We start from the raw sequence: 22,637 nt of genomic DNA, 5'->3' as shown, positions 1-22,637 counted from the left end.
AGGGCCGGATTGTGCCATAAGCCATCCGTGCCAAGCAGGGCGACCGACGCAATATGGTCCGCCTCCGGTCGGGGACGGGGCTGCGGCGGCGCGTTAATATGGCATCCAATTTAGCGCATGTCATTCCCGATGCTGGACCTGGATATTTCAGAATTTTTCGATGCCGACGGCCCGCTGGCCCAGGCCATGCCCGGCTATCGGCCCCGCCACGCCCAGGTCGAGCTGGCCCAGGCCATCGAGCGCGCCATGGCCGACCGCGCCACCCTGGTCGCGGAGGCGGGCACGGGCACGGGCAAGACCTGGGCCTATCTGGTGCCGGCCATCGTGCAGGGCGGCAAGGTCCTGATATCCACCGGTACGCGCACCCTGCAGGACCAGCTGTTTGCCCGCGATCTGCCCAAGGTGCGCGCCGCGCTGGCCGCGCCGGTGACGGCGGCGCTGCTCAAAGGCCGGGGCAATTACGTCTGCCACTATCACCTGGACCGCATGCAAGGCGACGAGCGGGCGCTGAAGTCGCGCAGCGAAATCGCCCAGTTGCGCCAGATCCAGGTCTTTGCCGGCATTTCCAAGACCGGCGACCGCGCCGATCTGGCGCAGATCCCCGAGGACGCCGATATCTGGCACCGCGTGACATCCACGCGCGAAAACTGCCTGGGCCAGGACTGCCCGCGCATCCGCGACTGTTTTGTGGTCAAGGCGCGGCGCCAGGCCCAGGAGGCCGACATCGTGGTCGTCAACCACGCCTTGTTCATGGCCGACCTGGTTTTGCGCGAGGAGGGCGTGACCGATCTGCTGCCCGAAGTCGACACCGTGATCTTCGATGAGGCGCATCAATTGCCCGACACGGCCACGCGCTTTCTGGGCAGCAGTGTGTCGACGCATCAATTGCTGGATTTTTCGCGCGCGCTGGAGGCCGCCGGCCTGGCCTATGCGCGCGAGGCCGCCAAGTGGAGCGATGTCAGCCGCCAGGTCGAGACGGCCGCGCGCGAGTTGCGTCTGGTGTGCGCGCCGCTTGAGCGCATGCCGGGGCGCAAGGCCACCTTCGAAGCCATGCCCGAACCCGAGGCCTTCGACGCGGCGCTGGCGCAACTGCGCACCGTGCTGGACGCGGCCACGCGGGCCCTGGCCCAGGTGGCGGAAAAACACCCCGATCTCGCGGTCGCGGCGCGGCAAGGCGCCGACCTTTGTGTGAAACTCGCGCGCTGGGCCACGCCGCCGCGCCAGGGCGGCGATGAAGGCTGGGGCGAGGATGCCAATGCGCCGGTGGCCGAGGACATGGCGCAGCTGGCGCAGAGCGCGCCGTCCTGGAGCGGCCCGGCGGTGCGCTGGGTCGAGCAAGGCCAGCACCATGTGCGCCTGCACGCCGCGCCGCTGTCGGTCGCCCAGGCGTTTTCGCGCTATCGCAAGCCCAGCCAGGCCTGGGTGCTGACGTCCGCGACGCTGTCGGTGCAGGGCGATTTCGGCCACTTTACGCGACAGCTGGGCCTGTCCGACGCCCGCACGGGCCGTTGGGAGTCCCCTTTTGATTATGCCGAGCAGGGCCTGCTGTTCGTGCCGCGCGACATGCCCGAGCCGCAGGCGCCGCAATTCCCGCAACGCTTTGTCGACAGCCTGCTGCCGCTGCTGGAGGCCAATCCCGGCGGAGCGCTGGTGCTGTGCACCACCTTGCGGGCCGTGGACCGGACCGCCGAGTTGCTGGCCGAGGCCTTCGAGGATGCCGGCCACGAATGGCCCTTGCTCAAGCAAGGCCAGTCCACGCGGCGCGATCTGCTGGACAAGTTTGCCCGTCTTGAGCATCCGGTGCTGGTCGGCAGCGCGAGTTTCTGGGAAGGGATAGACCTGCCCGGCGATATGCTGACCTTGGTCGCCATCGACAAACTGCCCTTCGCGCCGCCCGATGATCCCGTCATCGAAGCGCGCCTGCGGGCCTGCCGGGCCCAGGGCGGCAATCCCTTTGCCGAATACCAATTGCCCGAAGCGGCCCTTGCGCTCAAGCAGGGCGCCGGCCGGCTGATCCGCACCGAGACGGATTGGGGCGTGCTGATGGTGGGCGACCCCCGGCTGGTCGAAAAACCCTATGGCAAGCGCCTGTGGCGCGGCCTGCCGCCGTTTGCGCGCACCCGGGACATGGGCGAGGCGCTGGCCTTCTATCGGCGGCACACGGGCGAGGACTAAGCCGCGCCGGCCGGCGCGGCCAGGTCCTGCAGATGCTCGCGCAGGATGCTGGTGAGAAAACTGCGGCTCTCGCTCTCGAACAGACCGATGTTGCGGTGCGCCTGCGGATCGTCGAAGTATTCCAGGCGCAGGTCCGGATCGCGGTCCCAATCGGTGCCGCGGGGCAGGGGCAGCAAGGTGACGCCCAGGTCCTCCTTGACCATGTCGATGATGGTGCGCATGGCATTCATCTCCAGCACATCGCGGGTGCGCAGGTGCAGGCGGCGCATGAACTCGTCGATCAGCGTGCCCGTATTGGAGCTGCGCGACACCCGCAGAAACATGCGCGTGGCCAGGACCTCGCGCGGATCAGCGCGGGGCGTGCGGGCATTGGCGACAAAGACCAGCGGCTCGCGGTAGAGCTGGGTGTAGAGCACGCCGGCCGGCAACTTGTGCGGGCTTCGCACCGATACCGCCGCGTCGATCTCGCCCTCCTTGATGCGTGAAACCAGCGCGCCCGAGTAACTGATGCCGGGTTCGATGCTCAGGCGCGGATAGTGTTCGCGGATACGCAGCACCGCGCGCACCACCATGCTCATGGCCGTGGCGATGCAGGCCACCTTGACCGTGCCGGCCAGCTCCCGCTGGTCAAGCTGCATATGCTGCATGTCTTCGTACATCACGAGCAATTGCCGCGCCCGCGGCAGCAGGCGGTGGCCGCGCTGATTGAGCACCACGGTCTTGCCCACGCGGTCAAAGACGGTGTAGCCCAGGTCTTTTTCCAGCGTCTGTATCTGCAGGCCCACGGCGGCCGGGGTGAGGCTGACATGCTCGGATGCGGCGGCGAAAGAACCATGCGTGGCCACGGCCACGAAACTGCGGAAAACGCGGATGCTGCTCATGCCCCACCTACACAAGATTTTCTTTTGATAATGAAAATATATTCTAGTTTTACTTTCTATAAGAATTGACTCACAGTGGCGCCTCCAAAGAAACGCGATCGATCGCGCAGGGGAAGCCATGTTGGACAAATCATTGTTGAGCGGTATTTCCATGTCGCGTCGCCAGGCGCTGGGCCTGGCCGCGGCCACGGCGCTGGCCTTGCCGCTGCGCCAGGCGCTGGCGCAAGGGCTGGCCGGCCAGGGACCGGTGGAAATGGTCGTGCCCGGCGGTCCGGGCGCGGGCACCGATGTGGTGGCCCGCGTGACGGCCAAGGGCTTGAGCGAGGGCATCAGCCAGGCGGTGGTGGTCAAGAACATGCCCGGCGCCGCGGGCATCATCGGCGCCCAGGCCGTCGCCCGCGCCACGCCCGACGGGCACAGTCTGCTGTTTGCCATCACCGGCACGCATACGGTCAACCAGTTTCTCTATCCCGACCTGCCGTATGACCCGGTCAAGGATTTCGCGCCGGTCTCATTGGTCTGCAAATACAACAATGTGCTGGTCGTGCGCCCCGACTTCGAGGCCAAGACGCTCAAGGACCTGGTCGCGCTGCTGCGCAAGCACCCGGGCAAGTTTTTCTATGGCATCACGGCCAATGGCAGTTCCAGCCACCTCGCCATGGAATTGCTCAAGAGCGAGGCCGGGCTGGACCTGCCCGGCGTGCCGTACCGTTCCGCCTCGGCCGCGGTGAGTGACTTCCTGGGCGGCCAGTTCCCGGTCCTCATGGACACGGTCATCAATCAATTGCCCCATATCCGCGCCGGCAAGGTGCTGGCGCTGGCGACCACGGGCGCGCAGCGCTCGCCCGTGCTGCCCGATGTGCCCACGATCGCAGAGAGCGATTTCCCTTCCATCGTGGCCATAGGCTGGGGCGGGGTGATGGCGCCGGCGGGCACGCCCGATGCCGCCATCCGGGCCTTGAACGAAGCCATACGCAAGACCATAGATGGCAATGCCTTCGACGCCTTGAAGGCGGCCGGCCTGGAAACCCAGTACACCACGCCGCGGGAGATGGGCGAGTTCATCGCTCGGGAGTCGGAGAAGTGGGGCAGCCTGGTGAAGGCCGGCAAAGTGACCGCGGGCTGAAGCCGCATCCGTCAGGAGCTATGCATATGCCGAGCCGATTTTCCGCCGGGCGCCGCCGCGCGCTGGCCGCATTGGGCGCGCCGCTGGCCGCCTCCCTGTTGGGCCGCCAGGCGCGCGCGGCCGACTTCCCCAGCCGTCCCATCACCCTGCTGTGCCCCTTTGGCGCGGGCGGCTCGGTGGATCAGTACATGCGCGCCTTGAGCATGGCCGCCATGCCGGTCTTCGGCCAGAACGTCCTGGTCGAAAACAAACCTGGCGCGGGCGGCACGCTGTCGGCCGCCGTCGTGGCCCGGGCGCGCCCCGATGGCTACACCTTGGCCATGACCACGGGCTCGACCTTCCGCGCCCCCTGGCTGGAACCGCAGATCGGGTTTTCCCCCCTGACCGACTTCAGCTATGTCATCGGCATGACCAGCCTGGAGTTCTGCGCGGTGGTGCGCGCCGACTCGCCGTTCAAGACCTTCGCCGATTTCATGCGGGCCGGCCAGCAGCGTCCGGGCCAGGTCCAGTACGCCGCGGGCGATCCCACCACGCTGGTGCCGGTGTCCATGGTCGACATCGAAGCCCGCTATGGCGCGAAGTTCCAGCATATTCCGTTCAAAAGCGGCTCCGACATGGTGACGGCCGTGATGGGCGGGCATGTGGCGGTCGTGATCGATTCGGTGGGCACCTATGTGCCGCAGATCAAGAGCGGCAAACTGCGGCTGCTGGCGGCCTTGGGCGAGAACCGTTTCGCGGCCTGGCCGCAGGTGCCCACGGCGCGCGAGCAGGGCTTCGAGGTCGTGCTGAGCGCGCCCATGGGCCTGGTGGGCCCCAAGGGCATGGCGCCCGATATCGTGGCGTCGCTGCACCAGGGATTCAGGCGCGCCATGCAGGCGCCGGCGGTCGCCGAGGCGCTGGCCGTGCTCAACCAGCCCGCCTGGTATCGCGACCCCCAGGGTTTCGCGGCTTACGCCCGCGAGGCCTATGAAAGCAGCGGCGAGCAGTTGCGTCGCGCCAAACTGATCTGAACCAGGGCGCAGCGCGCCTCATGCAAGGAAGACTATGACCCAGGCATTTCCATTGATCGAGATATCGGGCGCGCCGCGGGAGCGGGGCCGGCAATACGGGCGCCAGGCCGCCGAGCGCATCGTCAAGGGCGTCAGCCACTATTCGGCGCAGATACAGAAGCTCGGCCTGGACCAGCCCAAGCTGGCCGCGGTGATCCGCGACTATCTGCCGGTGATGGAGGGCTTCGACGCCGCGCACGTCGAGGAGATGCGCGGCATCGCCGAGGGCGCCGGCATCCCGTTCGAGGATGTGGTGCTGCTTAACGCGCGCAGCGAAGTCCTCAAGCTGGCGGCCAGCCCGGCGCTGCGCGAGCGCCTGCAGGCCGCCGGCGAAGTCGATGACGGCTGCACCGGCGTGGTCGTCATGCCGGGCGCCACCGCGCGCGGCCAGCTGCTGCACGCGCAGAATTGGGACTGGAAGCACGAGTGCGCGGAGACCGCGGTGGTGCTGCGCGTGCGCCGCGAGGACGGGCCGGACATCCTGACGTTCACCGAGGCCGGCGGCCTGGCCCGGTCGGGCCTGAACGCAGCCGGCATCGCGCTGACCGCCAACTTCCTGGAGTCCAACCTGGACTACCGCAAGGTCGGCGTGCCGCTGCCGCTCATCCGGCGCAAGATCCTCGAACAGGAGCACCTGGCGCTGGCCATGCGCGCGGCCTATGTGACGCGCAAGTCCGGCTCCAACAATATGATGGTCAGCCACGCGGGCGGCGTGGCGGTCAATTTCGAGTGCGCACCCGAAGAGACCTTTCTGCTGCATCCCAGCGGCGGCCTGCTGGTGCACGCCAACCATTGGCTCAGCCCCGTCGCGCTGGGCAAGTTGCGCGACACCGGCATTGCCTCCACGCCCGATACCCTGTATCGGGATACGCGCGTGCGCGAGCTGCTCGAGCCGCATCACGGCGCCATCGAGGTGGCGCACGTCAAGGCCGCCTTGCTGGACGATTTTGCCTCGCCCTGGTCGGTCTGCCGCCCGCCGAGGCTGAACCTGGCCAGCAATCTGAGCGCCACGGTCGCCACCGTCGTGATACAGCCGGCCGCGCGCCTCATGGAGGTCGCGGCGCTGCCCGCCGTATCCGCCGAGTTCACCGCTTACGGTTTTGCCGACTGAGCCGGCAAGGAGCAACGATGTCATATCCCCAATTGACCCGCCTGGCGGCCCGGCCCGAGGCCCTGGCCACCTTGGCCGGCGCGCGCTGCGTGGTGGCCTATACCGTGGATTTCGACGGCACCGGCAATGAGGTCGGCAAAGGCCTGGAGCCCTTCGGCATGTATTCGGCCGGCTGCTATTCGGCGCGCCGCGGCGTGCCGCGCCATCTGGACATGCTTGAGCGCCTGGACATCCCGGCGACCTTCTTCGTGCCCGGCTACGACGCCCAGTGCTCGCCGGAGGCGGTGCGCGCCATTCATGCCGATGGCCATGAAGTCGCCGCCCACGGCTATGTGCATGAAGGCACGCTGTATGAGCCGGCCGAAGAAACCCAGCGCCTGCGGCTGACGCATCGCATCTTGTCGGACCTGCTTGGGACGGCGCCGCGCGGCTGGCGCTCGCCGTCCGGGCAGAAGACCGGCGTGACGCTGCCGGTGCTGCACGAACTGGGCTATGAGTATGACAGCAGCGACAAGGACGCGGACCGTCCCTATCTGCTGGACCTGGGGCAGGGGCGCAGCATGGTCGAGATCCCCAACAATACCTACAGCCTGGACGATTTCCCGTTCTTCCACTTTTCCATGACGCCGGTGTCCGAAGTGCAGGCGCAGTGGCGCGACGAGTTCGACGAGCGTTATGCGCGCGGCGGTTTTTTCATGCTGACCGTGCATCCGCGCGCCGGCTGGGGCTCGGGCACGCCGAGACGTGTGCGCGCGGTCGAGGAGACCTTGCGCCATATCCAGCGTCACGAGGACGTGAAATTCGCCACGCTGAGCGAGATCCGGCGCTGGGTCGCCAGCGCCAGCGAGCAATTCGATGAGGTGCGAGTATGAGCGCGAAGCAAGGGCTTGCCGCCTGCCCGGTGATGGTGGGCATCAATGTCGACATCGACGCGGTGGACGCGGCCAACGCCGGCCAGGCCGGTTTGTTCGGCCGCTATTCCTATGGCCGCTACGGCGCGCGCGAAGGTATCTGGAACCTGTTCGAGGCGCTGGAGGACAACGGGGTGAAGGCCAGTTTCTTCGTCATTCCGCAAGACATGGAGCGGCATCCGCGGGTGCTGGCCGCCATTCTCGACGGCGGACACGAAGTGGCGGTGCGGGGCTGGGTGCGCGAGCGCGCCGGCGCCGCCGAGCAGCTCGATCAGCTGGCGCGCGACCGCGAGGCCCTGGCCCGGGTGACCGGCGTGCGCAGCCAGGGGTGGCGCTCGCTCAACGGCCTGGTGACGCAGGCCACGCTGCCGGCGCTGGCCCAGGCGGGCTATGCCTACGACAGCAGCGCCCAGGACGATGACAAGCCCTACGTCATGGGCCAGGGCGATGGCCCCACCCTGGTGGAGCTGCCGGTGTTCGATTATCTGAACGACAGCAATTTCTTTGCCCAGCGCCACAGCGACGCCCGCGCCGCCCAGGCTTGGCGCGAGGAGGCCGATGCCCAGTATTGCGCCGGAGGCTATGTCAACCTGACGCTGCATACCCGCGGCGACAGCGGTTCGGGGCGGTTGCCGCGCGCGCGCCGCGTGGGCGAGTTCTTGCGCGAGCTGGGCGCGCGCCCCGGCGTGGCCTTTTATCGCGCCGATGCGCTGGCCGCGGCCTGGCGCGCCGCCCATCCGGCCGCCGAGCCCTATCCGTCGATGCCCGCGCCGCTGCTCTGATGTTTCTTCGCTTGAAAAAACAACGGCTCCCTTTGGGAGCCGTTGTTCATTGCGGAGACGGTCAGCGGAATTGGAAGGGATTCCACCAGCTCTTGTCGTCCTTGAAGCCTTCGGTCTTGAACTTGCTGTTGGGGAAGTTCTTGTCCAGCACGCGCTCGGTGTCTTCCTTGAGCTGCTTCATCTCCAGCTTGTCGTAGGACAGCATCATGATGTAGAGCGCCTCTTCGGTGGCGGGCGCGCCTTCGAAGTCGGTGATGACGGTCTGGGCGCGGTTGATGGCCGCGATATAGGCGCCGCGCGTGTAGTAATAGCGCGCGACGTGGACTTCGTTCATGGCGATGGCGTTGACCAGCCAGGTCATGCGCTTTTCGGCATCCGGCGTGTACTTGCTTTGCGGATAGCGCTTGATCAGGTCATTGAAGGCGTCATAGGAGGCGCGCAGCCCCTTGGGATCGCGTTCGGCCGGGTCCTGGCCGGTGACATTGGTCATGAAGGCGCTGGCCGGCGTGAAATTGATCAGCCCCTTCAGGTAGAGCACGTAATCCGTGCCGGGATGGTTGGGATAGAGCTGCTGGAAACGATCGATGGCGGCCAGGGCCTGTTCGTTCTCGCCGTCTTTCCAGTTGACATAGGCCAGCTCGATCAAGGCCTGCTGGGCATAGGTGCCAAAGGGATAGCGGCTCTCGATGGCGGTCAGGCGATCGCGGGCTTCTTTCCAGTTGCCGGCCGCGACTTCCTGCTTGGCGTCGGCATAGAGCTGCTCGGCGCTCCAGCCGGCGGTCTTGTCGTACTTGTTGTCGGATGAGCCGCAACCGGAGACCAGGAGCACGGCGGCGAGCGCCAATGCAGCGCTCAGGGCCTTCCCGCGGCGGGAGGCGGGATTCATGGGAGCAGCGTTGCGGAGAATCACGAGAGTCGTTTCCTTGGTGTTAGCATGCTGGGCTGATTATATGATTTGTGCCATGTCCGATACAGCCGCCAGCGCCGAGCCGCTCTCCGACGACGAGCCTTTGGCGATTTTCATCCCTCCGGACATCCCCGCCGACCGCCTGGACAAGGTGCTGGCCGGCCTGATGCCCGGGCATTCGCGCAGCCGCCTGCAGGGCTGGATCGAAGCCGGCCACGTGCTGGTCAACGGCGCGCCGGCCAAGGTGCGCCAGCCGGTGGGGCCGGGCGACCAGCTGACGGTATGGGAGCAGCCCGCGCCCGAAAGTCTGGCATTTTCACCGGAACCGGTCGATTTTGAGGTGGTGGACGCCAGTTCGGACTGGATCGTCGTCAACAAGCCGGCCGGGCTGGTGACCCATCCCGGAGCCGGCAACTGGAGCGGCACCCTGCTCAATGGGCTGCTGTACCGCTACCCCGAACTGGCCCGGGTGGCGCGCGCCGGCATTGTTCACCGGTTGGACAAGGATACCTCGGGTCTCATGGTCGTGGCCCGCAACGAGCTGGCGCAGACCCATCTGGTGCGCCAATTGCAGGCGCGCAGCATGGGGCGAGAGTACATCGCCCTGGCGCATGGATGGCTGCGCGCGCCCGGCACGGTGGACCGGCCCATCGGCCGCGATGCCCGCGTGCCCGTGCGCATGAGCGTCGAGCGCCCCATCGCGCCCAAGCCGGCCGTCACCCATTACCGGCCCGCGCGCCAGGGCCAGGCCGGCGAAGAAAATGTAACCGAAGTGATCTGCCGCCTGGAAACCGGGCGCACCCACCAGATCCGGGTGCATCTGGCCAGCCTGGGGCATCCGCTGCTGGCCGACACGCTTTATGGCGGGCGGGCGCTGGCGGGCGCCACGCGCCAGATGCTGCACGCCCGGGCGCTGCACTTCGATGACCCGGGCGGGCGCGGCGAACTGGCTTTCGCGGCGGCCGTGCCGTCGGACATGCAAGACGTACAGGGAGCTGTGACATGGATCGCGTGATTGCCGGCCTGCCCGTGGTCAGCGGCCAGGACTGGCCTGGCGTGGCCTATTTCTGCACCACCCGCGAGGGCGGGGCGGGCGTGGCGCCGTTTGACACCTTCAACCTCGGCATCCGCGCCGGCGACCGCCCCGAGGCGGTGGCCGAGAACCGCCGCCGGCTGGCGGCCGCGCTGCCGGGCGAGCCGCGCTGGCTGCGGCAGGTGCACGCCAATGCCGTGCACGATGCCGATCTGCCGCCGCCGTCCGGCGAGATCGCCGCCGACGCGAGCGTCACCACCCGGCCGGGCCAGGTATTGGCCGTCCTGGTGGCGGATTGCCTGCCCGTGCTCATGGCCGACGAGGCCGGCCAGGTGCTGGGCGCCGCGCATGCCGGCTGGCGTGGCCTGTCCTCCGGCGTGCTGGAGAACACGCTGGAATTGATGCGCCGCAAAAAACCGGCCGCCGGCGGCTGGCGGGCCTGGGTGGGCCCGGGGATAGGGCCCGCCTTCTTCGAGGTGGGCGCCGACGTGCTCGAAGCTTTCGGCGCGCCGGGCGATGCCGAGGCGGCCGCCTGTTTCCGCCCGCATGCGCCCGGCAAATGGATGGCCGACCTGCCGGCGCTGGCCCGCCTGCGCCTGGAACGGGCCGGAGTGGCCCGGGTCGAACTGAGCGGTCTTTGCACCTATGGCGACAGGGCGCGCTTTTTCTCCTATCGCCGCGATCGCGAAACCGGCCGCATGGCCATGCTGGCCTGGTTGTCCGCCGTCTGATTTGATCCGCGTCAAGCCGCGCGAGCGGGCAGCCTGGGAAGCCGGGTTATGCTGGCCGGATTCAGCCTTGGATTACCCGCATTGACAGCCATTTTGCTGACATGCAACATCGAATCGCGCAGTTCCGATAACAAGGTGTCGAAGTGACCGCCCATCTTTCCGCCGCATGGCCTGTCCCGGTGAGCGTGGCGCCGGATGCTCTGGCAGAGATACAGGCCGAGTTTTCCCGAGAGTGGCTGCGCATTTGCGATGAGGCCCAGCGCGGCATATTGCCCGCGCCGGCCGACAAGCGCTTTGCGAGTCCGGCCTGGCTGGCCGACAAGCGTCATCTGCTGATGGCCCATGCCTACCTGCTGTCCGCCCGGGTGCTGCATCGCATGGTCGAGGCCGCCCAGGTGAGCGAGCAGCTGCGCAGCCGGCTGCGCTTTTCCATCATGCAATGGGTCGATGCGCTGTCGCCGGCCAATTTCCTGGCCTTCAATCCCGACGCCCAGCAGTCCATCGTCGAGACGGCCGGCCGCGCCTTGAACGCGGGCCTGGCCAATCTGATGGCCGACCTGCGCAAAGGCCGCATTACCCAGACCGACGAGAGCCAGTTCGAGATCGGCCGCAATGTGGCGATCACGCCCGGCGAGGTGGTCTACGAAAACCGTCTCATGCAGCTGATCCAGTATGCGCCGCAGACCGACCAGGTCTATGAACGGCCGCTGGTGGTGGTGCCGCCCAATATCAACAAGTACTACATCCTCGACCTGCAGCCCGAGAACTCCTTCGTGCGCCACGCGGTGCAGGCGGGGCACACGGTGTTCATCATTTCCTGGCGCAATCCGCTGGCCTCCGACCGTGATGGCGTGGACACCGCCGGCTGGAGCGAATATCTCGACGAGGCCGTGCTCAAGGCGCTGTCGGTGGCCGCGGACATCACGGGCCAGGAGCAGGTCAATGGCCTGGGCTTCTGCGTGGGCGGCACCATGCTGGCCGCGGCGCTGGCGCTGGCCGATGCGCGCGGCGACAAGCCCGTGGCCGCGCTGACGCTGCTGACCTCGCTGCTGGATTTCCATGACACGGGCGTGCTCAAGGTCTTCGTCGACGAGGGCCACGCGCTGCTGCGCGACCAGCAGCTCGGGCAGGGCGGGCTGATGCCCGCGCGCGACCTGGCCACCACTTTTTCCTTTCTGCGCCCCAACGAGCTGGTCTGGAACTACGTTGTCGCCAACTATCTCAAGGGCCAGACACCGCCGGCCTTCGACCTGTTGTTCTGGAACGCGGACAGCACCAACCTGCCCGGCCCGTTTTTCTCCTGGTATTTCCGCAATACCTATCTCGAGAACAACCTCAAGGTGCCGGGCGTGGCCCAGGCGGCCGGCACGCCGCTCGACCTGAGCCGCCTGACCATGCCGGCCTATATCTACGGTTCGCGCGAAGATCACATCGTGCCCTGGCAATCGGCCTATGCGAGCACCCAGTTGCTGCGCGGTCCCATGCGCTTCGTGCTGGGCGCCTCGGGCCATATTGCCGGGGTCGTCAATCCGCCCGCCAAGAAGCGCCGCAGCTTCTGGGCGGACGAATCAGGCGCGGCCCTGCCAGGCGATCCCAATGCCTGGCTGGCGCGCGCCGTGGAGCACCCCGGCAGCTGGTGGCCCGATTGGTCACAGTGGCTGGCCGGACGCGCAGGCAAGCAAGTCGCCGCGCGCCGCAGACTGGGCAGCAAAAAGTACGCGCCCATAGAACCGGCGCCCGGCAGGTACGTCAAAGTCAGGGCAGTCTGAAAGACAACCTATTTCATTCAAAGCTTGCGTCGAATCAGGAGGAAGTCAATATGAGCGGAAAACTGGCATACGTGACCGGCGGCATGGGCGGCATCGGAACCGCCATCTGCCAGCGCCTGGCCAAGGATGGCTTCCGTGTGGTGGCGGGCTGTGGGCCCAGCCGCAATTACCAGCAATGGCTGGATGAACAAGCCGCCCAGGGGTTCACCTTTCATGCCTCGGTCGGCAATGTCTCGGATTGGGAGTCCACGGTCCAGGCGTTCAACAAGATCAAGGCCGAGCTGGGCGAAGTGGACGTGCTCGTCAACAACGCCGGCATCACCCGCGACGGCTTGTTCCGCAAGATGACGGTCGATGATTGGCGCGCCGTGATCGACACCAACTTGAACAGCCTGTTCAACGTCACCAAGCAGGTCCTCGACGCCATGGTCGACCGCCAGTGGGGGCGCATCATCAATATCAGTTCGGTCAACGGCCAGAAGGGGCAGTTCGGCCAGACCAACTACTCCACCGCCAAGGCGGGCATCCATGGTTTCTCCATGGCGCTGGCCCAGGAGGTCGCCAGCAAGGGGGTCACCGTCAACACCATTTCTCCGGGCTATATCGGCACGGACATGGTGCGCGCCATCCGCCCCGACGTGCTGGAGAAGATCGTCGCCACCATTCCGGTGCGCCGTCTGGGCACGCCCGAGGAGATCGCTTCGATGTGCTCGTGGCTGGCTTCGGATGAATCAGGCTTCGCCACGGGCGCGGATTTCTCGCTCAATGGCGGCTTGCACATGGGTTGATAACCCGTTGAAGGGGCCGGGCGGGCTGACGCCAACCCGGCAAAGCACGTAAAATCGTTGAGAATTAAAGAGATCTCCCGATCTCGGGGACAGCCATGACGCAAGCTCAATCCGACGCTCCCCAGCGTCTGATCAAGAAGTATCCGAACCGCCGCTTGTACGACACGCAGACCAGCACCTACATCACGCTGGCCGACGTCAAGCAGCTGGTGCTCGCCAACGAAGACTTCCAGGTGGTCGACGCCAAGAGCGGCGAGGACCTCACGCGCAGCATCCTGCTGCAAATCATCCTCGAAGAAGAAAGCGGCGGCATGCCGATGTTCTCCTCGACCATGCTGTCGCAGATCATCCGCTTCTATGGGCATGCCATGCAGGGCATCATGGGCTCCTACCTGGAAAAGAACATCCAGGCCTTCATGGAGATCCAGCAGCGTATGGCGGAGCAGTCCAAGGGCCTGTATGGCAGCCAGTTCGGCCCGGAAGCCTGGACGCAGTTCATGAATGTGCAGACGCCCATGCTGCAAAAAATGATGAACAACTACATCGACCAGAGCAAGAATCTGTTCGTGCAGATGCAGGACCAGATGCAGGACCAGACGCGGGCCATGTTCGCCAACTTTCCCTTCCCGCCAGGGCAGGGCGGCGGGCGCAAATAAGCGCCTCTGAAAGCAGTCTGAAAGACGGCGTCCTATTGGGCGCCGTCTTGCTTTTTTGCCGGTCTGATACGGGGTTTATTAAGGTCGCTGTCAGCTTGTTGCCGCTACATTAATGAAAACAGTTCTTGTTTTTGTTTTGTGCAAGCTGATACTTACCCGAGGATAAACCCGATGTTGAAAAAAGCCTTCTGGCTGGCCGCGGCCGCGATGACTGTTTCCGGCGCCGCGATGGCCGCCGAGTATCCGATCGGCAAGCCGGTGGAAAAGGGCGGCATGGAGATCGGCGCGGTTTACCTGCAGCCCATCGAAATGGATCCCCCGGGCGTGATGCGTCCGGCCAAGGATTCCGACATCCACCTCGAGGCCGATATCCATGCCTTGGCCAACAATCCCACCGGTTTCCCGGAAGGCGAGTGGATGCCCTACCTGGTCGTGAATTTCGAACTCCAGAAGGTCGGCAGCCAGAACGTGCAAAAAGGCCATCTGATGCCCATGGTGGCCAATGACGGCCCGCACTACGGCGACAACGTCAAGCTGGAAGGCCCGGGCAAGTACAAGCTCAAGTACACCATCCAGCCGCCGACGGCCGACAAAATGTCGCACTTCGGCCGCCACGTCGACAAGGAAACCGGCGTGGGCCCGTGGTTCGAGCCCTTCGAACTCGAATATGAATTCGTCTATGCCGGCACCGGCAAGAAGGGCGGGTACTGATCGTGCGCGGCTTGTGGGCGTTCTTGCTGGCCTTGGTGTTGTGGGCGCCCGCGCATGCGGGCGAGATGCCGACATTTACGCTCACCTTCAAGCCTGACGGCACCTTCGAGCCTGCCCGGCTGGAGGTGCCGGCCGGCCGTTTCAAGATCGAGCTGATCAACGAGAGCAATGAGCCGGTGGAGTTCGAGTCGATTCCGCTGCGCAAGGAAAAGGTGCTGGGCCCAGGCGTGAAATCGTTTGTCGTCATCACGATTTCGCGGCCCGGCGAGTATCCCTTTTTCGACGATTTCCACCAGAACGTGAAAGGCACGCTGGTGGTCAAGCCCAAGGAATAACCGGGCCCTTATGGAACAGGTCGCATTCATCGTCTGGCGCGAAAGCGTCGAAGCCCTCCTCGTGGTGGGCATTCTTTATTCATGGCTGCGCGCGACGCCCGAGGGCCGGCGCGGTCTGCCCTATCTGTGGGGCGGCGTCGCCGCGGGCCTGGGCCTGGCGCTGATGCTGGCCCTGGTGCTGCTGGGCGTGTCCGAGTGGCTGAGCGACACCGGCCAGGAGTGGTTTCAGGCCGGCATGTCGCTGCTGGCCTGCGTGCTGGTCGTGCAAATGGTGGTCTGGATGAAGCGCCACGGCCGCACGCTCAAGCGCGAGCTTGAAGGCGGGGCTCGGCAGTCCGTCGCCAATGACAATTGGTGGGGCCTGCTGGTCCTGGTGATGATCGCGGTGGCGCGCGAAGGCAGCGAGACCGTGGTGTTTCTGTATGGCACGGTTTCGGCGGCCCAGGACGGCGGCAGCCCCGTCATGCTGGCCCTGGCCGGGGTAGGCGGCTTCCTGGTGGCGCTGCTGACCTTCTGGCTGCTGCAATTGGGCGGCAAGCTGATCACGTGGCGGCGGTTTTTCCGCATCACCGAAGTCCTCCTGCTGCTCTTGGCCGGCTCGCTCCTGATCGGCGGCCTGGATCACCTGATCTCGCTGGACGCGCTGCCCACGATCGTCGATCCCGTGTGGGATAGCGCCTGGCTGCTCGACGACAGCAGCGGGCTGGGCAAGATCCTGGCGGACTTCGCGGGTTACCGGGCCTATCCGGCATTGATTTCGGTGCTGGCCTGGCTGGTCTACTGGTTGGTGGTGTGGCTGCTTCTGCGCCGCACCGATGCGCAGGCCCAGGCCGCGCACGTGACGGCGCGCTGAGACAAAGGCAGCCGACGAGGTTTAACAATGGGTTCTGCGCTCGGGCGGGCAACCGCCCGCTTTGCCGATTTTCTTCGTGATCATGCCCCGCTGTTGCGCAAGCTGCAGTGGGGCATCGTCGCGATTTACGCCTTTCTTTTGATCGTGCCGGTCTTCCTGCCCTTGCCGGGCAATACGGCATCGGTCTTCAATAACCTGACCGTACTGGCGCAATTCGCCTTCTGGGGTATCTGGTGGCCCTTCGTGCTGGTGTCCATGCCCATCATGGGGCGCGCCTGGTGCGGCTGGTTCTGTCCGGAAGGCATGCTCACCGAATGGGCCAGCGAACGCGGCCAGGGGCGCGCCATCCCGAAATGGATGCGCTGGGGCGGCTGGCCCTTCGTGGCTTTCGCGCTGACCACCGTCTATGGCCAGTTGGTCAGCGTCTACCAATATCCGCTGGCGGTGCTGGCGGTGCTGGGCGGCTCCACCGCCGCGGCCATGATCGTCGGCTATCGCTACGGCCACAGCAAGCGGGTCTGGTGCAAATACCTCTGTCCGGTCAACGGGGTGTTCAACCTGCTCGCCAAGCTGGCTCCCTGGCATTACAAAGTCGACGAACAGGCCTGGCGCCATCCCGTGATCCGCATCGAGCCGGTCAACTGTGCGCCGCTGGTGCCCTTGCGCCACATGAAGGGCGCCGGCGACTGCCATATGTGCGGCCGTTGCAGCGGCTACCGCGGCGCGATCGCGCTTACGCCGCGCTCGCCCGAGCAGGAAATCGTCAACGTCGCCCGGGGCGATGGCTGGCAGACGGCCCTCATCTGTTTCGGCCTCATGGGCGTGGCCATCGGCGCCTTTCTCTGGAGCGCGAGCCCCTGGTTCGTGAGCTTCAAGCAATGGGCGGCGACCTGGCTGGTCGAGCGCGATATCACCTGGCCGCTGATCGACAGCGCGCCCTGGTTCATCCTGACGCATTATCCCGAAGTCAATGACAGCTTCTCCTGGCTGGACGGCGCCGGCATCCTGGCCTTCGTGGCCGGGGCCACGGTCTGCGTGGGCGGGGCGACCTTTGTCGGCCTCTGGCTGGCCGATCGCGTCAGCCCCCTGGCCCAGGCCGCCGGGCTGGCGGGCGTGCACAAGCTGGCGCAGGCCCTCATTCCTTCGGCCGGCATCGGCGTCTTCCTGGGCCTGTCGGCCACGACGGTGACGCTGCTGCAGCATGAGGGCGTGCGCACCGGCTGGGTGGCGCCTCTGCGGTTCACCCTGCTGACCCTGGCGGTGCTCTGGACGCTGCGCCTGGCCTGGCGCGTGCTGGGCCAGCGCCCCGCGGGCCTGGCGCGCCGCGTCCTGTCGTGGCTGCTGCTGGCCGCGGGCCTGGCGCCGTTCTGTCTGGCCTGGTGGCTGTTTTTCGCCGCCTGGTGAAAATCACGCGCGGCTGTATCTGTCGCGCGGCGGCGGCCAGCCGCTATATTGAGGCTTTCCCCGTGTTGGGGTTTTCCTTGCAGCGCCGCCGCCATGCCTGACTTTCGTTATCGTCTCGTCAATGTGTTCGCCGAATCCTTCTTCGGCGGCAATCCTCTCTGCGTCTTTGAAGACGCCCGCGGCATGCCCGTGGACGTCATGCGCGATCTGGCCTTGCAGTTCAATCTCTCCGAGACGACGTTTGTGCTGGAGCGCCCCGAGCCCGGCGTGGCCGATGTGCGCATCATGACGCCCACGCACGAAATGGCCTTCGCCGGCCATCCCTCCCTGGGCACGGCCCATGTGCTGCGCGAACTGGGCCTGGCGATCGAGGATACGGTCACCTTGTCGCTGGCCGCCGGGCGCGTGCCGGTTCGCGCCCGGGGCGATGTCTGGACCCTGGTGGCGCCTGCGGCGCAAGCGCCGCGCCTGCGGCCCGCCGAGGCCAGCCGGGCCGAGGTGGCGGCATTCCTGGGATTGTCGCCCGAGGACCTGGCCGGCGATCCGGTCTGGGTGGATACGGGCATCGAGCAATGTGTCGTGCCGCTGGCCTCGCCCGACGCCGTCAAGCGCGCCGCGCCCCACGATGCCCAGCGCTGGGGCCAAAGCCGCGACGGGCGGCGGGTGCTCTATGTCTTCGCCTTCGAGGGGCAGCGGCGCGAGGGCCGCGAGGTGGTGTGTGCGCGGTATTTCAGCGCCCGCGGCGCCGGGGTGGTCGAGGATCCCGGCACCGGCTCGGCCTGCGCCAATCTGGGCGGCTGGCTGCTGACGCAGGGGCGCGATGTCCCGGGCGGCGTGCTGGTGGAGCAGGGCGACCTGGTGCGCCGGCCTTGCCGTCTTTTCCTTGATGTGGGCCCGGACCAGCAGATCCGGGTCGGCGGGCGGGTGATCACCGTGGGCGAGGGCGTGGTCCGCCTGCCTTGAGGTCCGCGCCATAAAAAACCCGGGCTGCGTGGAGCCCGGGAAATCCGGCGATCAATCATGCGACTGATGCGCGGCGCTTACTTGGCCTTGGCGGGGTCGACCTTCACATTGTTGTTGACCTGCTTGACGCCTTCGACGCCTCGGGTCACGACGGCGGCCTTGTCGGCCTGGGCGGCCGTGCCCACGGTGCCGGTCAGGGTGACCACGCCATTATTGGTTTCCACCGCGACATCCAGCGCGCTCAGGTCCTTGTCGGCGACCAGGGCGGCCTTGACCTTGCCCGTGATGGCGGCGTCGCTGGCGTACTCACCCACCGATTGCTTGGGCTTGCCGTCGGCGGCATGGGCCAGGGTGGCGAATGCCGCGGTCGTGCCCAGGGCGATGGCTGCGAACAGTTGACGAGTTTTCATGGTCGTTCTCCCTATGGTTGTGTGGCTCGGGGACGCTCGATCTTTAGCGCCGCGGCGGGAGGCCGCATATCCGGGTGCTATTTCTTTCTTAGTGTGCCGCTGAGGATGGACAGCAGCGCGAGCACCAGGAAGACAAAGAACAGGATCTTGGCGATACCGGCGGCGCCGGCGGCGATGCCGCCGAAGCCCAGTACCGCGGCGATGATGGCGATCACGAAGAAAACAGCCGCGTAGTACAGCATGATGATTCTCCTCGCAGGGTTGACGCTGGGCCGCGGTCAGTTCAGCGGTTTTTGTCGAAGAACTCGCGAACTTCCTTTTGCGCTTCTTCGCGCGTCTTGCCATAGCGTTCCTGGATCAGGCCCGCCAGGCGTTCGGCGTTGCCTTCGCTGCGGGTGAGCTCGTCGTCGGTGAGTTCGCCCCAGGCCGCCTTGGCCTTGCCGCTGAGTTGCTTCCACTTGCCCGCAATGATGTCGTTGTTCATCTCGCCTCCTTGCGTTGCTGTTGGGAAGATCGCCTGGCCGGGCGATGCTTCCGGGTGGCCGATCGGCATGGGTCTACCCTAAGAGCCGGGCGCGGAGGGTGTCAAACTTGGCTGTGGGCGAATGTAACGGACACCCAAAGCTCGTGGTCGGCGGTGTCCACGGGGCGGTTTTCAGAGGGAGGGGCGAGGCTGCGGGCGGAGAAGCCGGCGCTCGCGCCCCGGGGGCGGGGAGGGCGCGGGCTTGTTACATTGCGGACAAGTTTTGAGCCGCTTTGAGCCGGCGTGGTAACGAGATGTGGTTTCAGAGCATGCGCCGCAGGGTGTCGTCCCGCTTCACATAGTGATGCCACAGCGCGGCCAGGGCGTGCAGGCCGATCACGAAGTAGAACAGGTTGCCGATGAGCTCGTGGGCTTCTTTGACCAGCGGCCGCCATTCGGGATTGGGTCCGGCGATGCGGAAGCTCCAGTCCAGGCCGATCAGGGTCACGGGGCGATCGGCCAGGTTCAGCGTCAGCATGCCCAGCAGGGGCTGCGCCAGGATGAAGATGTAGAGCGCCAGGTGAGCCAGCCGCGCCAGGATGGACAGCAGCACGGATTCGTTCAGGTCGGCGGGCGGCTCGTGGCGGGCCCGCCAGCCCACGCGCACCAGCGCCACCAGGAGCACCAGGGCGCCGGCCCATTCGTGTATGCCGGTCCAGAAGGGCCGGCCGGGGTCGCCCTTGGGGCCCCGGATCTCGATCGCCAGATAGGCCAGGGCGACCAGCACGGCGGTAATCCAATGCAGGGCGACGGCGCCCCGTGTATAGCGTTGGACGGCGATTGACTCGGACATCGGCAGGGTTCCATGGCTGATAGAGCCCCTATCGTAGGGGATGTCAGCTGTCTATTTGCTTGATGCGAGTCAATTCCCTGGTTTTGCCGGGGAATTGCCGTTCAGGCGGCCCGGGCGCGGGCCAGGCCCGCGCCCGCGTGGTTCAGCGTTTCTCGGCCACGCGCTGGGCGATATGCGCCAGGGCTTCCTCGACCTGGTCCACCAGGATCAGGCAGAGGTCTCCGGGCGCCAGACGGGCCAGCGCGCGATCGATGGCAATGAACTCGCCCCGGATCTCTTCGATGTGGGAGGCCCGCTTGGCCTGGACCAGGCCCTGGCGCAGCAAGGCGATGACTTCGCCGTCTTCGCGTCCGCGCTGGCATTGGTCTTCGTAGAGCAGCACGTCGTCGAAGTGGTCGCCGAGGATTTCGGTCTGCTGGCGCAGATCTTCGTCGCGCCGGTCGCCCGCGCCGCTGATGACGACGCTGCGCCGCTTTGCGGGCAGCGCGTCCACGGCCTGGACCAGGGCCAGGATGGCGTCCGGGTTGTGGCCGTAGTCGGCGATCAGGGTGGCGCCGCCGTAGTCGAACACATTGAAGCGGCCGGGGGCGGTCTGCGCGTCGTTGACGAAGGAAGCCAGCGCCTGGCGGATGACCTGCCAGTCCATGCCCAGCGCCCAGGCGGCGCCCACGCAGGCCATGGCGTTCTCGACCTGGAAGGTGATGACGCCGTTGCGCGTGAGCGGGATCTGGGCCAGCGGGATGCTCACTTCCGTGCTGCCTTCGGCGGCCACGATGCTGTCGCCGTCGCGGTAGACCACGCGCTTGCCCTGGGCGCGGTGCGTGGCCATGACGGGGTGGTTGCGGTCCTGGGCGAAGTAGGTGACCTCGCCCGGGCAGGCGCTGGCCATCTCGGCCACATGGGTGTCGGCCGCGTTCAGGACGGCCATGCCCTTGCTGCGCACGTACTGCACGATCACGCGCTTGACCACGGCCAGGTCTTCGACGGTGCTGATATAGCCCAGGCCGAGGTGGTCGCCCATGCCGATATTGGTGACGATGGCCACGTCGCAGCGGTCAAAAGCCAGGCCTTCGCGCAGGATGCCGCCACGGGCGGTTTCGAAGACGGCGGCGTCCACATCGGGATGCAGCAGAATGCGGCGCGCGCTGCGCGGGCCGCTGCAATCGCCGGTGTCGATGCGGCGCTTGCCGACATAGACGCCGTCGGAATTGGTCATGCCCACGCGCTTGCCGCCGCAGGCCAGTATGTGGGCCGACAGGCGCACGGTAGTGGTCTTGCCGTTGGTGCCGGCCACCGCGATGACCGGAATGCGCGCGTCATCGCCCTCGGCGAACATCTGGTTGATGATGGCTTCGCCGACGGCGCGGCCTTTGCCGAACGATGGGTTCAGGTGCATGCGCAGGCCGGGCGCGGCGTTGACTTCGACCACGCCGCCGTGCTGGTCTTCGAGCGGCAGGTGGACCGTCTCGGCCACGACGTCCACGCCGCAGATGTCCAGGCCTATCATGCGCGCGGCCGTGACGGCGCGCGCGGCCAGCTCGGGATGCACTTCGTCGGTGACGTCGGTGGCCGAGCCGCCGGTGCTCAGGTTGGCGTTGTTGCGCAACACCACCAGCGTGCCGGCCGGCGGGACGGAGTCCGGCGTATAGCCTTGCTTGTGCAGCACGCCCTGGGCGATGTCGTCCAGGCGGATCTTGGTCAGGGCGGTGGCATGGCCGTCGCCGCGCAGCGGGTCGGCGTTGACCTGGGTCACCAGCTCGCGGATCGTGTGCACGCCGTCGCCGGTGACTTGCGGCGGGTCGCGGCGCGAGGCCGCCACCAGGGTGTTGCCCACGACCAGCAGGCGGAAATCATGGCCGGGGATGTAGCGTTCGACAATGACTTCGGAACTGATCTGGGAGGCCGCCTCGTAGGCGGCCAGCACGCGCTCGCGGGTCTCGATATTGACCGCCACGCCGCGCCCCTGGCTGCCATCGCGCGGCTTGACCACCACTGGGCCGCCCAGTTCCTGGGCGGCCTCCCAGGCGGCTTCGGCGTCGTCCACCGAGCGGCCCAGCGGCACCGGCACGCCCGCGGCGTCCAGCAGCATCTTGGTCAGGTCTTTGTCCTGGGCGATCGATTCGGCGATGGCGCTGGTGTGGTCGGTTTCGGCGGCCTGGATGCGGCGCTGGCGGCTGCCCCAGCCGAACTGCACCATGCTGCCTTGCGTCAGCCGATGGAAAGGAATGCCGCGCGCGACCGCGGCGTTGACGATGGAGCCCGTGGACGGCCCGAGGCGCAGGTCTTCGTCGAGCTCGCGCAGACGCGCCAGCGCCTGGGGCAGGTCAAAGGGCTGGTCTTGCAGCGCGGCATCGATCAGGGCCTGGGCCAGTTCCATGGCCAGCCGGCCCACTTCTTCTTCGCTGTACTCGACCACGACCTGGAAGACGCCGGGCTCGACGGTGGGCGAGGTGCGGCCGAAGGTGACGGGACAGCCGGCATGCGCCTGCAAGGCCAGCGCGGTGACCTGCAGCACATGCGCCATCGATACGGCATCGCTATGGCCTTCCGGCCGCAGCAGCCCGATCTGGGGAAAGCGCGCGCGCAGCCTGGCTTCGAAGTCAGGCATGTCGTCGATCGAGCATTCGGTGTCGGCGCAGGCCGCGATGGCCTCGATGGCGGTATTGCGGCTCCAGAGATTGGGGCCTCGCAGAGCGCGGATTCGGGAGACTTCCATGGCAGGCTTT

General features: G+C 66.6%; 23 protein-coding genes. 16 read left to right on the top strand and 7 right to left on the bottom strand.

Annotated features, from left to right (window positions below; all coding sequences use genetic code 11):
* Positions 1-129 precede the first annotated feature (129 nt).
* Entirely contained in the window at positions 130-2,175 is a 2,046-nt protein-coding gene (locus L540_RS02945; protein ID WP_043212775.1) for an ATP-dependent DNA helicase, read from the top strand.
* On the opposite strand, the gene L540_RS21710 is transcribed toward L540_RS02945, so the two are convergent.
* Complete coding sequence (locus L540_RS21710; RefSeq protein WP_053073157.1) at positions 2,172-3,056, bottom strand: LysR substrate-binding domain-containing protein; 885 nt, start codon at positions 3,054-3,056, stop codon at positions 2,172-2,174. The genes L540_RS02945 and L540_RS21710 overlap by 4 nt on opposite strands.
* A gap of 118 nt (positions 3,057-3,174) precedes the next feature.
* On the opposite strand from L540_RS21710, the gene L540_RS02935 reads away from it, so the two are divergent.
* The 5 genes from L540_RS02935 to L540_RS21190 are packed head-to-tail and all read left to right on the top strand — an operon-like array spanning position 3,175 to position 8,035.
* Positions 3,175-4,182, top strand: coding sequence for a Bug family tripartite tricarboxylate transporter substrate binding protein (locus L540_RS02935; protein WP_197085630.1), 1,008 nt, complete (start codon positions 3,175-3,177; stop codon positions 4,180-4,182).
* 26 nt (positions 4,183-4,208) lie between these two features.
* Positions 4,209-5,192 carry a Bug family tripartite tricarboxylate transporter substrate binding protein gene (locus tag L540_RS02930; protein ID WP_043213074.1) on the top strand — a complete coding sequence of 328 codons (984 nt, stop codon included), beginning with the start codon at positions 4,209-4,211 and terminating at the stop codon, positions 5,190-5,192.
* A 34-nt stretch (positions 5,193-5,226) separates the two neighbouring features.
* Positions 5,227-6,342: a C45 family autoproteolytic acyltransferase/hydolase gene (locus L540_RS02925; protein ID WP_043212779.1), complete on the top strand. Its 1,116-nt coding sequence runs from the start codon at positions 5,227-5,229 to the stop codon at positions 6,340-6,342.
* 17 nt (positions 6,343-6,359) lie between these two features.
* Positions 6,360-7,214, top strand: a complete 855-nt coding sequence (locus L540_RS02920) for a polysaccharide deacetylase family protein (RefSeq protein ID WP_048025816.1) — start codon at positions 6,360-6,362, stop codon at positions 7,212-7,214.
* Positions 7,211-8,035: a polysaccharide deacetylase family protein gene (locus L540_RS21190; protein WP_053073156.1), complete on the top strand. Its 825-nt coding sequence runs from the start codon at positions 7,211-7,213 to the stop codon at positions 8,033-8,035. Before L540_RS02920 ends, L540_RS21190 begins: the two co-directional genes overlap by 4 nt.
* A gap of 61 nt (positions 8,036-8,096) precedes the next feature.
* On the opposite strand, the gene L540_RS02910 is transcribed toward L540_RS21190, so the two are convergent.
* On the bottom strand, positions 8,097-8,921 hold the full coding sequence (locus L540_RS02910; RefSeq protein ID WP_048025814.1) for an outer membrane protein assembly factor BamD: 825 nt from the start codon (positions 8,919-8,921) through the stop codon (positions 8,097-8,099).
* A 76-nt stretch (positions 8,922-8,997) separates the two neighbouring features.
* Between L540_RS02910 and L540_RS02905 the strand changes: the two genes are divergently transcribed.
* The 10 genes from L540_RS02905 to L540_RS02860 all read left to right on the top strand — a co-directional run bounded on the left by L540_RS02905 (position 8,998) and on the right by L540_RS02860 (position 18,185).
* The gene (locus L540_RS02905) at positions 8,998-9,957 is read left to right on the top strand and encodes an RluA family pseudouridine synthase (RefSeq protein ID WP_043212780.1); all 960 of its coding nucleotides are present in this window, start codon (positions 8,998-9,000) and stop codon (positions 9,955-9,957) included.
* On the top strand, positions 9,945-10,706 hold the full coding sequence (gene pgeF, locus L540_RS02900; RefSeq protein ID WP_043212782.1) for a peptidoglycan editing factor PgeF: 762 nt from the start codon (positions 9,945-9,947) through the stop codon (positions 10,704-10,706). The genes L540_RS02905 and pgeF overlap by 13 nt, the downstream gene beginning before the upstream one ends.
* A 143-nt stretch (positions 10,707-10,849) precedes the next feature.
* On the top strand, positions 10,850-12,475 hold the full coding sequence (gene phaC / locus L540_RS02895) for a class I poly(R)-hydroxyalkanoic acid synthase (protein WP_043212785.1): 1,626 nt from the start codon (positions 10,850-10,852) through the stop codon (positions 12,473-12,475).
* A gap of 50 nt (positions 12,476-12,525) precedes the next feature.
* Positions 12,526-13,263 carry a 3-ketoacyl-ACP reductase gene (locus tag L540_RS02890; RefSeq protein WP_043212787.1) on the top strand — a complete coding sequence of 246 codons (738 nt, stop codon included), beginning with the start codon at positions 12,526-12,528 and terminating at the stop codon, positions 13,261-13,263.
* 95 nt (positions 13,264-13,358) lie between these two features.
* Positions 13,359-13,919 carry a polyhydroxyalkanoate synthesis repressor PhaR gene (gene phaR / locus L540_RS02885; protein ID WP_029578604.1) on the top strand — a complete coding sequence of 187 codons (561 nt, stop codon included), beginning with the start codon at positions 13,359-13,361 and terminating at the stop codon, positions 13,917-13,919.
* A gap of 171 nt (positions 13,920-14,090) precedes the next feature.
* Positions 14,091-14,630 carry an iron transporter gene (locus L540_RS02880; RefSeq protein WP_043212791.1) on the top strand — a complete coding sequence of 180 codons (540 nt, stop codon included), beginning with the start codon at positions 14,091-14,093 and terminating at the stop codon, positions 14,628-14,630.
* A gap of 2 nt (positions 14,631-14,632) precedes the next feature.
* Positions 14,633-14,965: a cupredoxin domain-containing protein gene (locus L540_RS02875; RefSeq protein WP_043212793.1), complete on the top strand. Its 333-nt coding sequence runs from the start codon at positions 14,633-14,635 to the stop codon at positions 14,963-14,965.
* Positions 14,966-14,975: 10 nt separating this feature from the next.
* Positions 14,976-15,818, top strand: a complete 843-nt coding sequence (locus tag L540_RS02870; protein WP_043212795.1) for an FTR1 family iron permease — start codon at positions 14,976-14,978, stop codon at positions 15,816-15,818.
* A gap of 27 nt (positions 15,819-15,845) precedes the next feature.
* Entirely contained in the window at positions 15,846-17,222 is a 1,377-nt protein-coding gene (locus L540_RS02865) for a 4Fe-4S binding protein (protein ID WP_043212798.1), read from the top strand.
* Between the two features lie 93 nt (positions 17,223-17,315).
* Complete coding sequence (locus L540_RS02860) at positions 17,316-18,185, top strand: PhzF family phenazine biosynthesis protein (protein ID WP_048025810.1); 870 nt, start codon at positions 17,316-17,318, stop codon at positions 18,183-18,185.
* 77 nt (positions 18,186-18,262) lie between these two features.
* On the opposite strand, the gene L540_RS02855 is transcribed toward L540_RS02860, so the two are convergent.
* From L540_RS02855 to cphA, 5 genes are all read right to left on the bottom strand, one after another.
* Positions 18,263-18,595 carry a BON domain-containing protein gene (locus L540_RS02855; RefSeq protein WP_043212802.1) on the bottom strand — a complete coding sequence of 111 codons (333 nt, stop codon included), beginning with the start codon at positions 18,593-18,595 and terminating at the stop codon, positions 18,263-18,265.
* A gap of 77 nt (positions 18,596-18,672) precedes the next feature.
* Positions 18,673-18,837: a DUF1328 domain-containing protein gene (locus L540_RS21425; protein ID WP_029578597.1), complete on the bottom strand. Its 165-nt coding sequence runs from the start codon at positions 18,835-18,837 to the stop codon at positions 18,673-18,675.
* Between the two features lie 41 nt (positions 18,838-18,878).
* Positions 18,879-19,079, bottom strand: a complete 201-nt coding sequence (locus L540_RS02845; protein ID WP_043212804.1) for a CsbD family protein — start codon at positions 19,077-19,079, stop codon at positions 18,879-18,881.
* 301 nt (positions 19,080-19,380) lie between these two features.
* Positions 19,381-19,911 (bottom strand): cytochrome b, encoded by a 531-nt coding sequence (locus L540_RS02840; protein WP_043212806.1) that lies wholly within the window; start codon positions 19,909-19,911, stop codon positions 19,381-19,383.
* A 142-nt stretch (positions 19,912-20,053) separates the two neighbouring features.
* Complete coding sequence (cphA, locus tag L540_RS02835) at positions 20,054-22,627, bottom strand: cyanophycin synthetase (protein ID WP_043212809.1); 2,574 nt, start codon at positions 22,625-22,627, stop codon at positions 20,054-20,056.
* Positions 22,628-22,637 lie beyond the last annotated feature (10 nt).

Source organism: Bordetella pseudohinzii, assembly GCF_000657795.2.
Taxonomy (GTDB): domain Bacteria; phylum Pseudomonadota; class Gammaproteobacteria; order Burkholderiales; family Burkholderiaceae_B; genus Bordetella; species Bordetella pseudohinzii.
The sequence above is the reverse complement of the archived record's forward strand: the minus strand, read 5'-3'. Positions and strand labels throughout refer to the sequence as shown.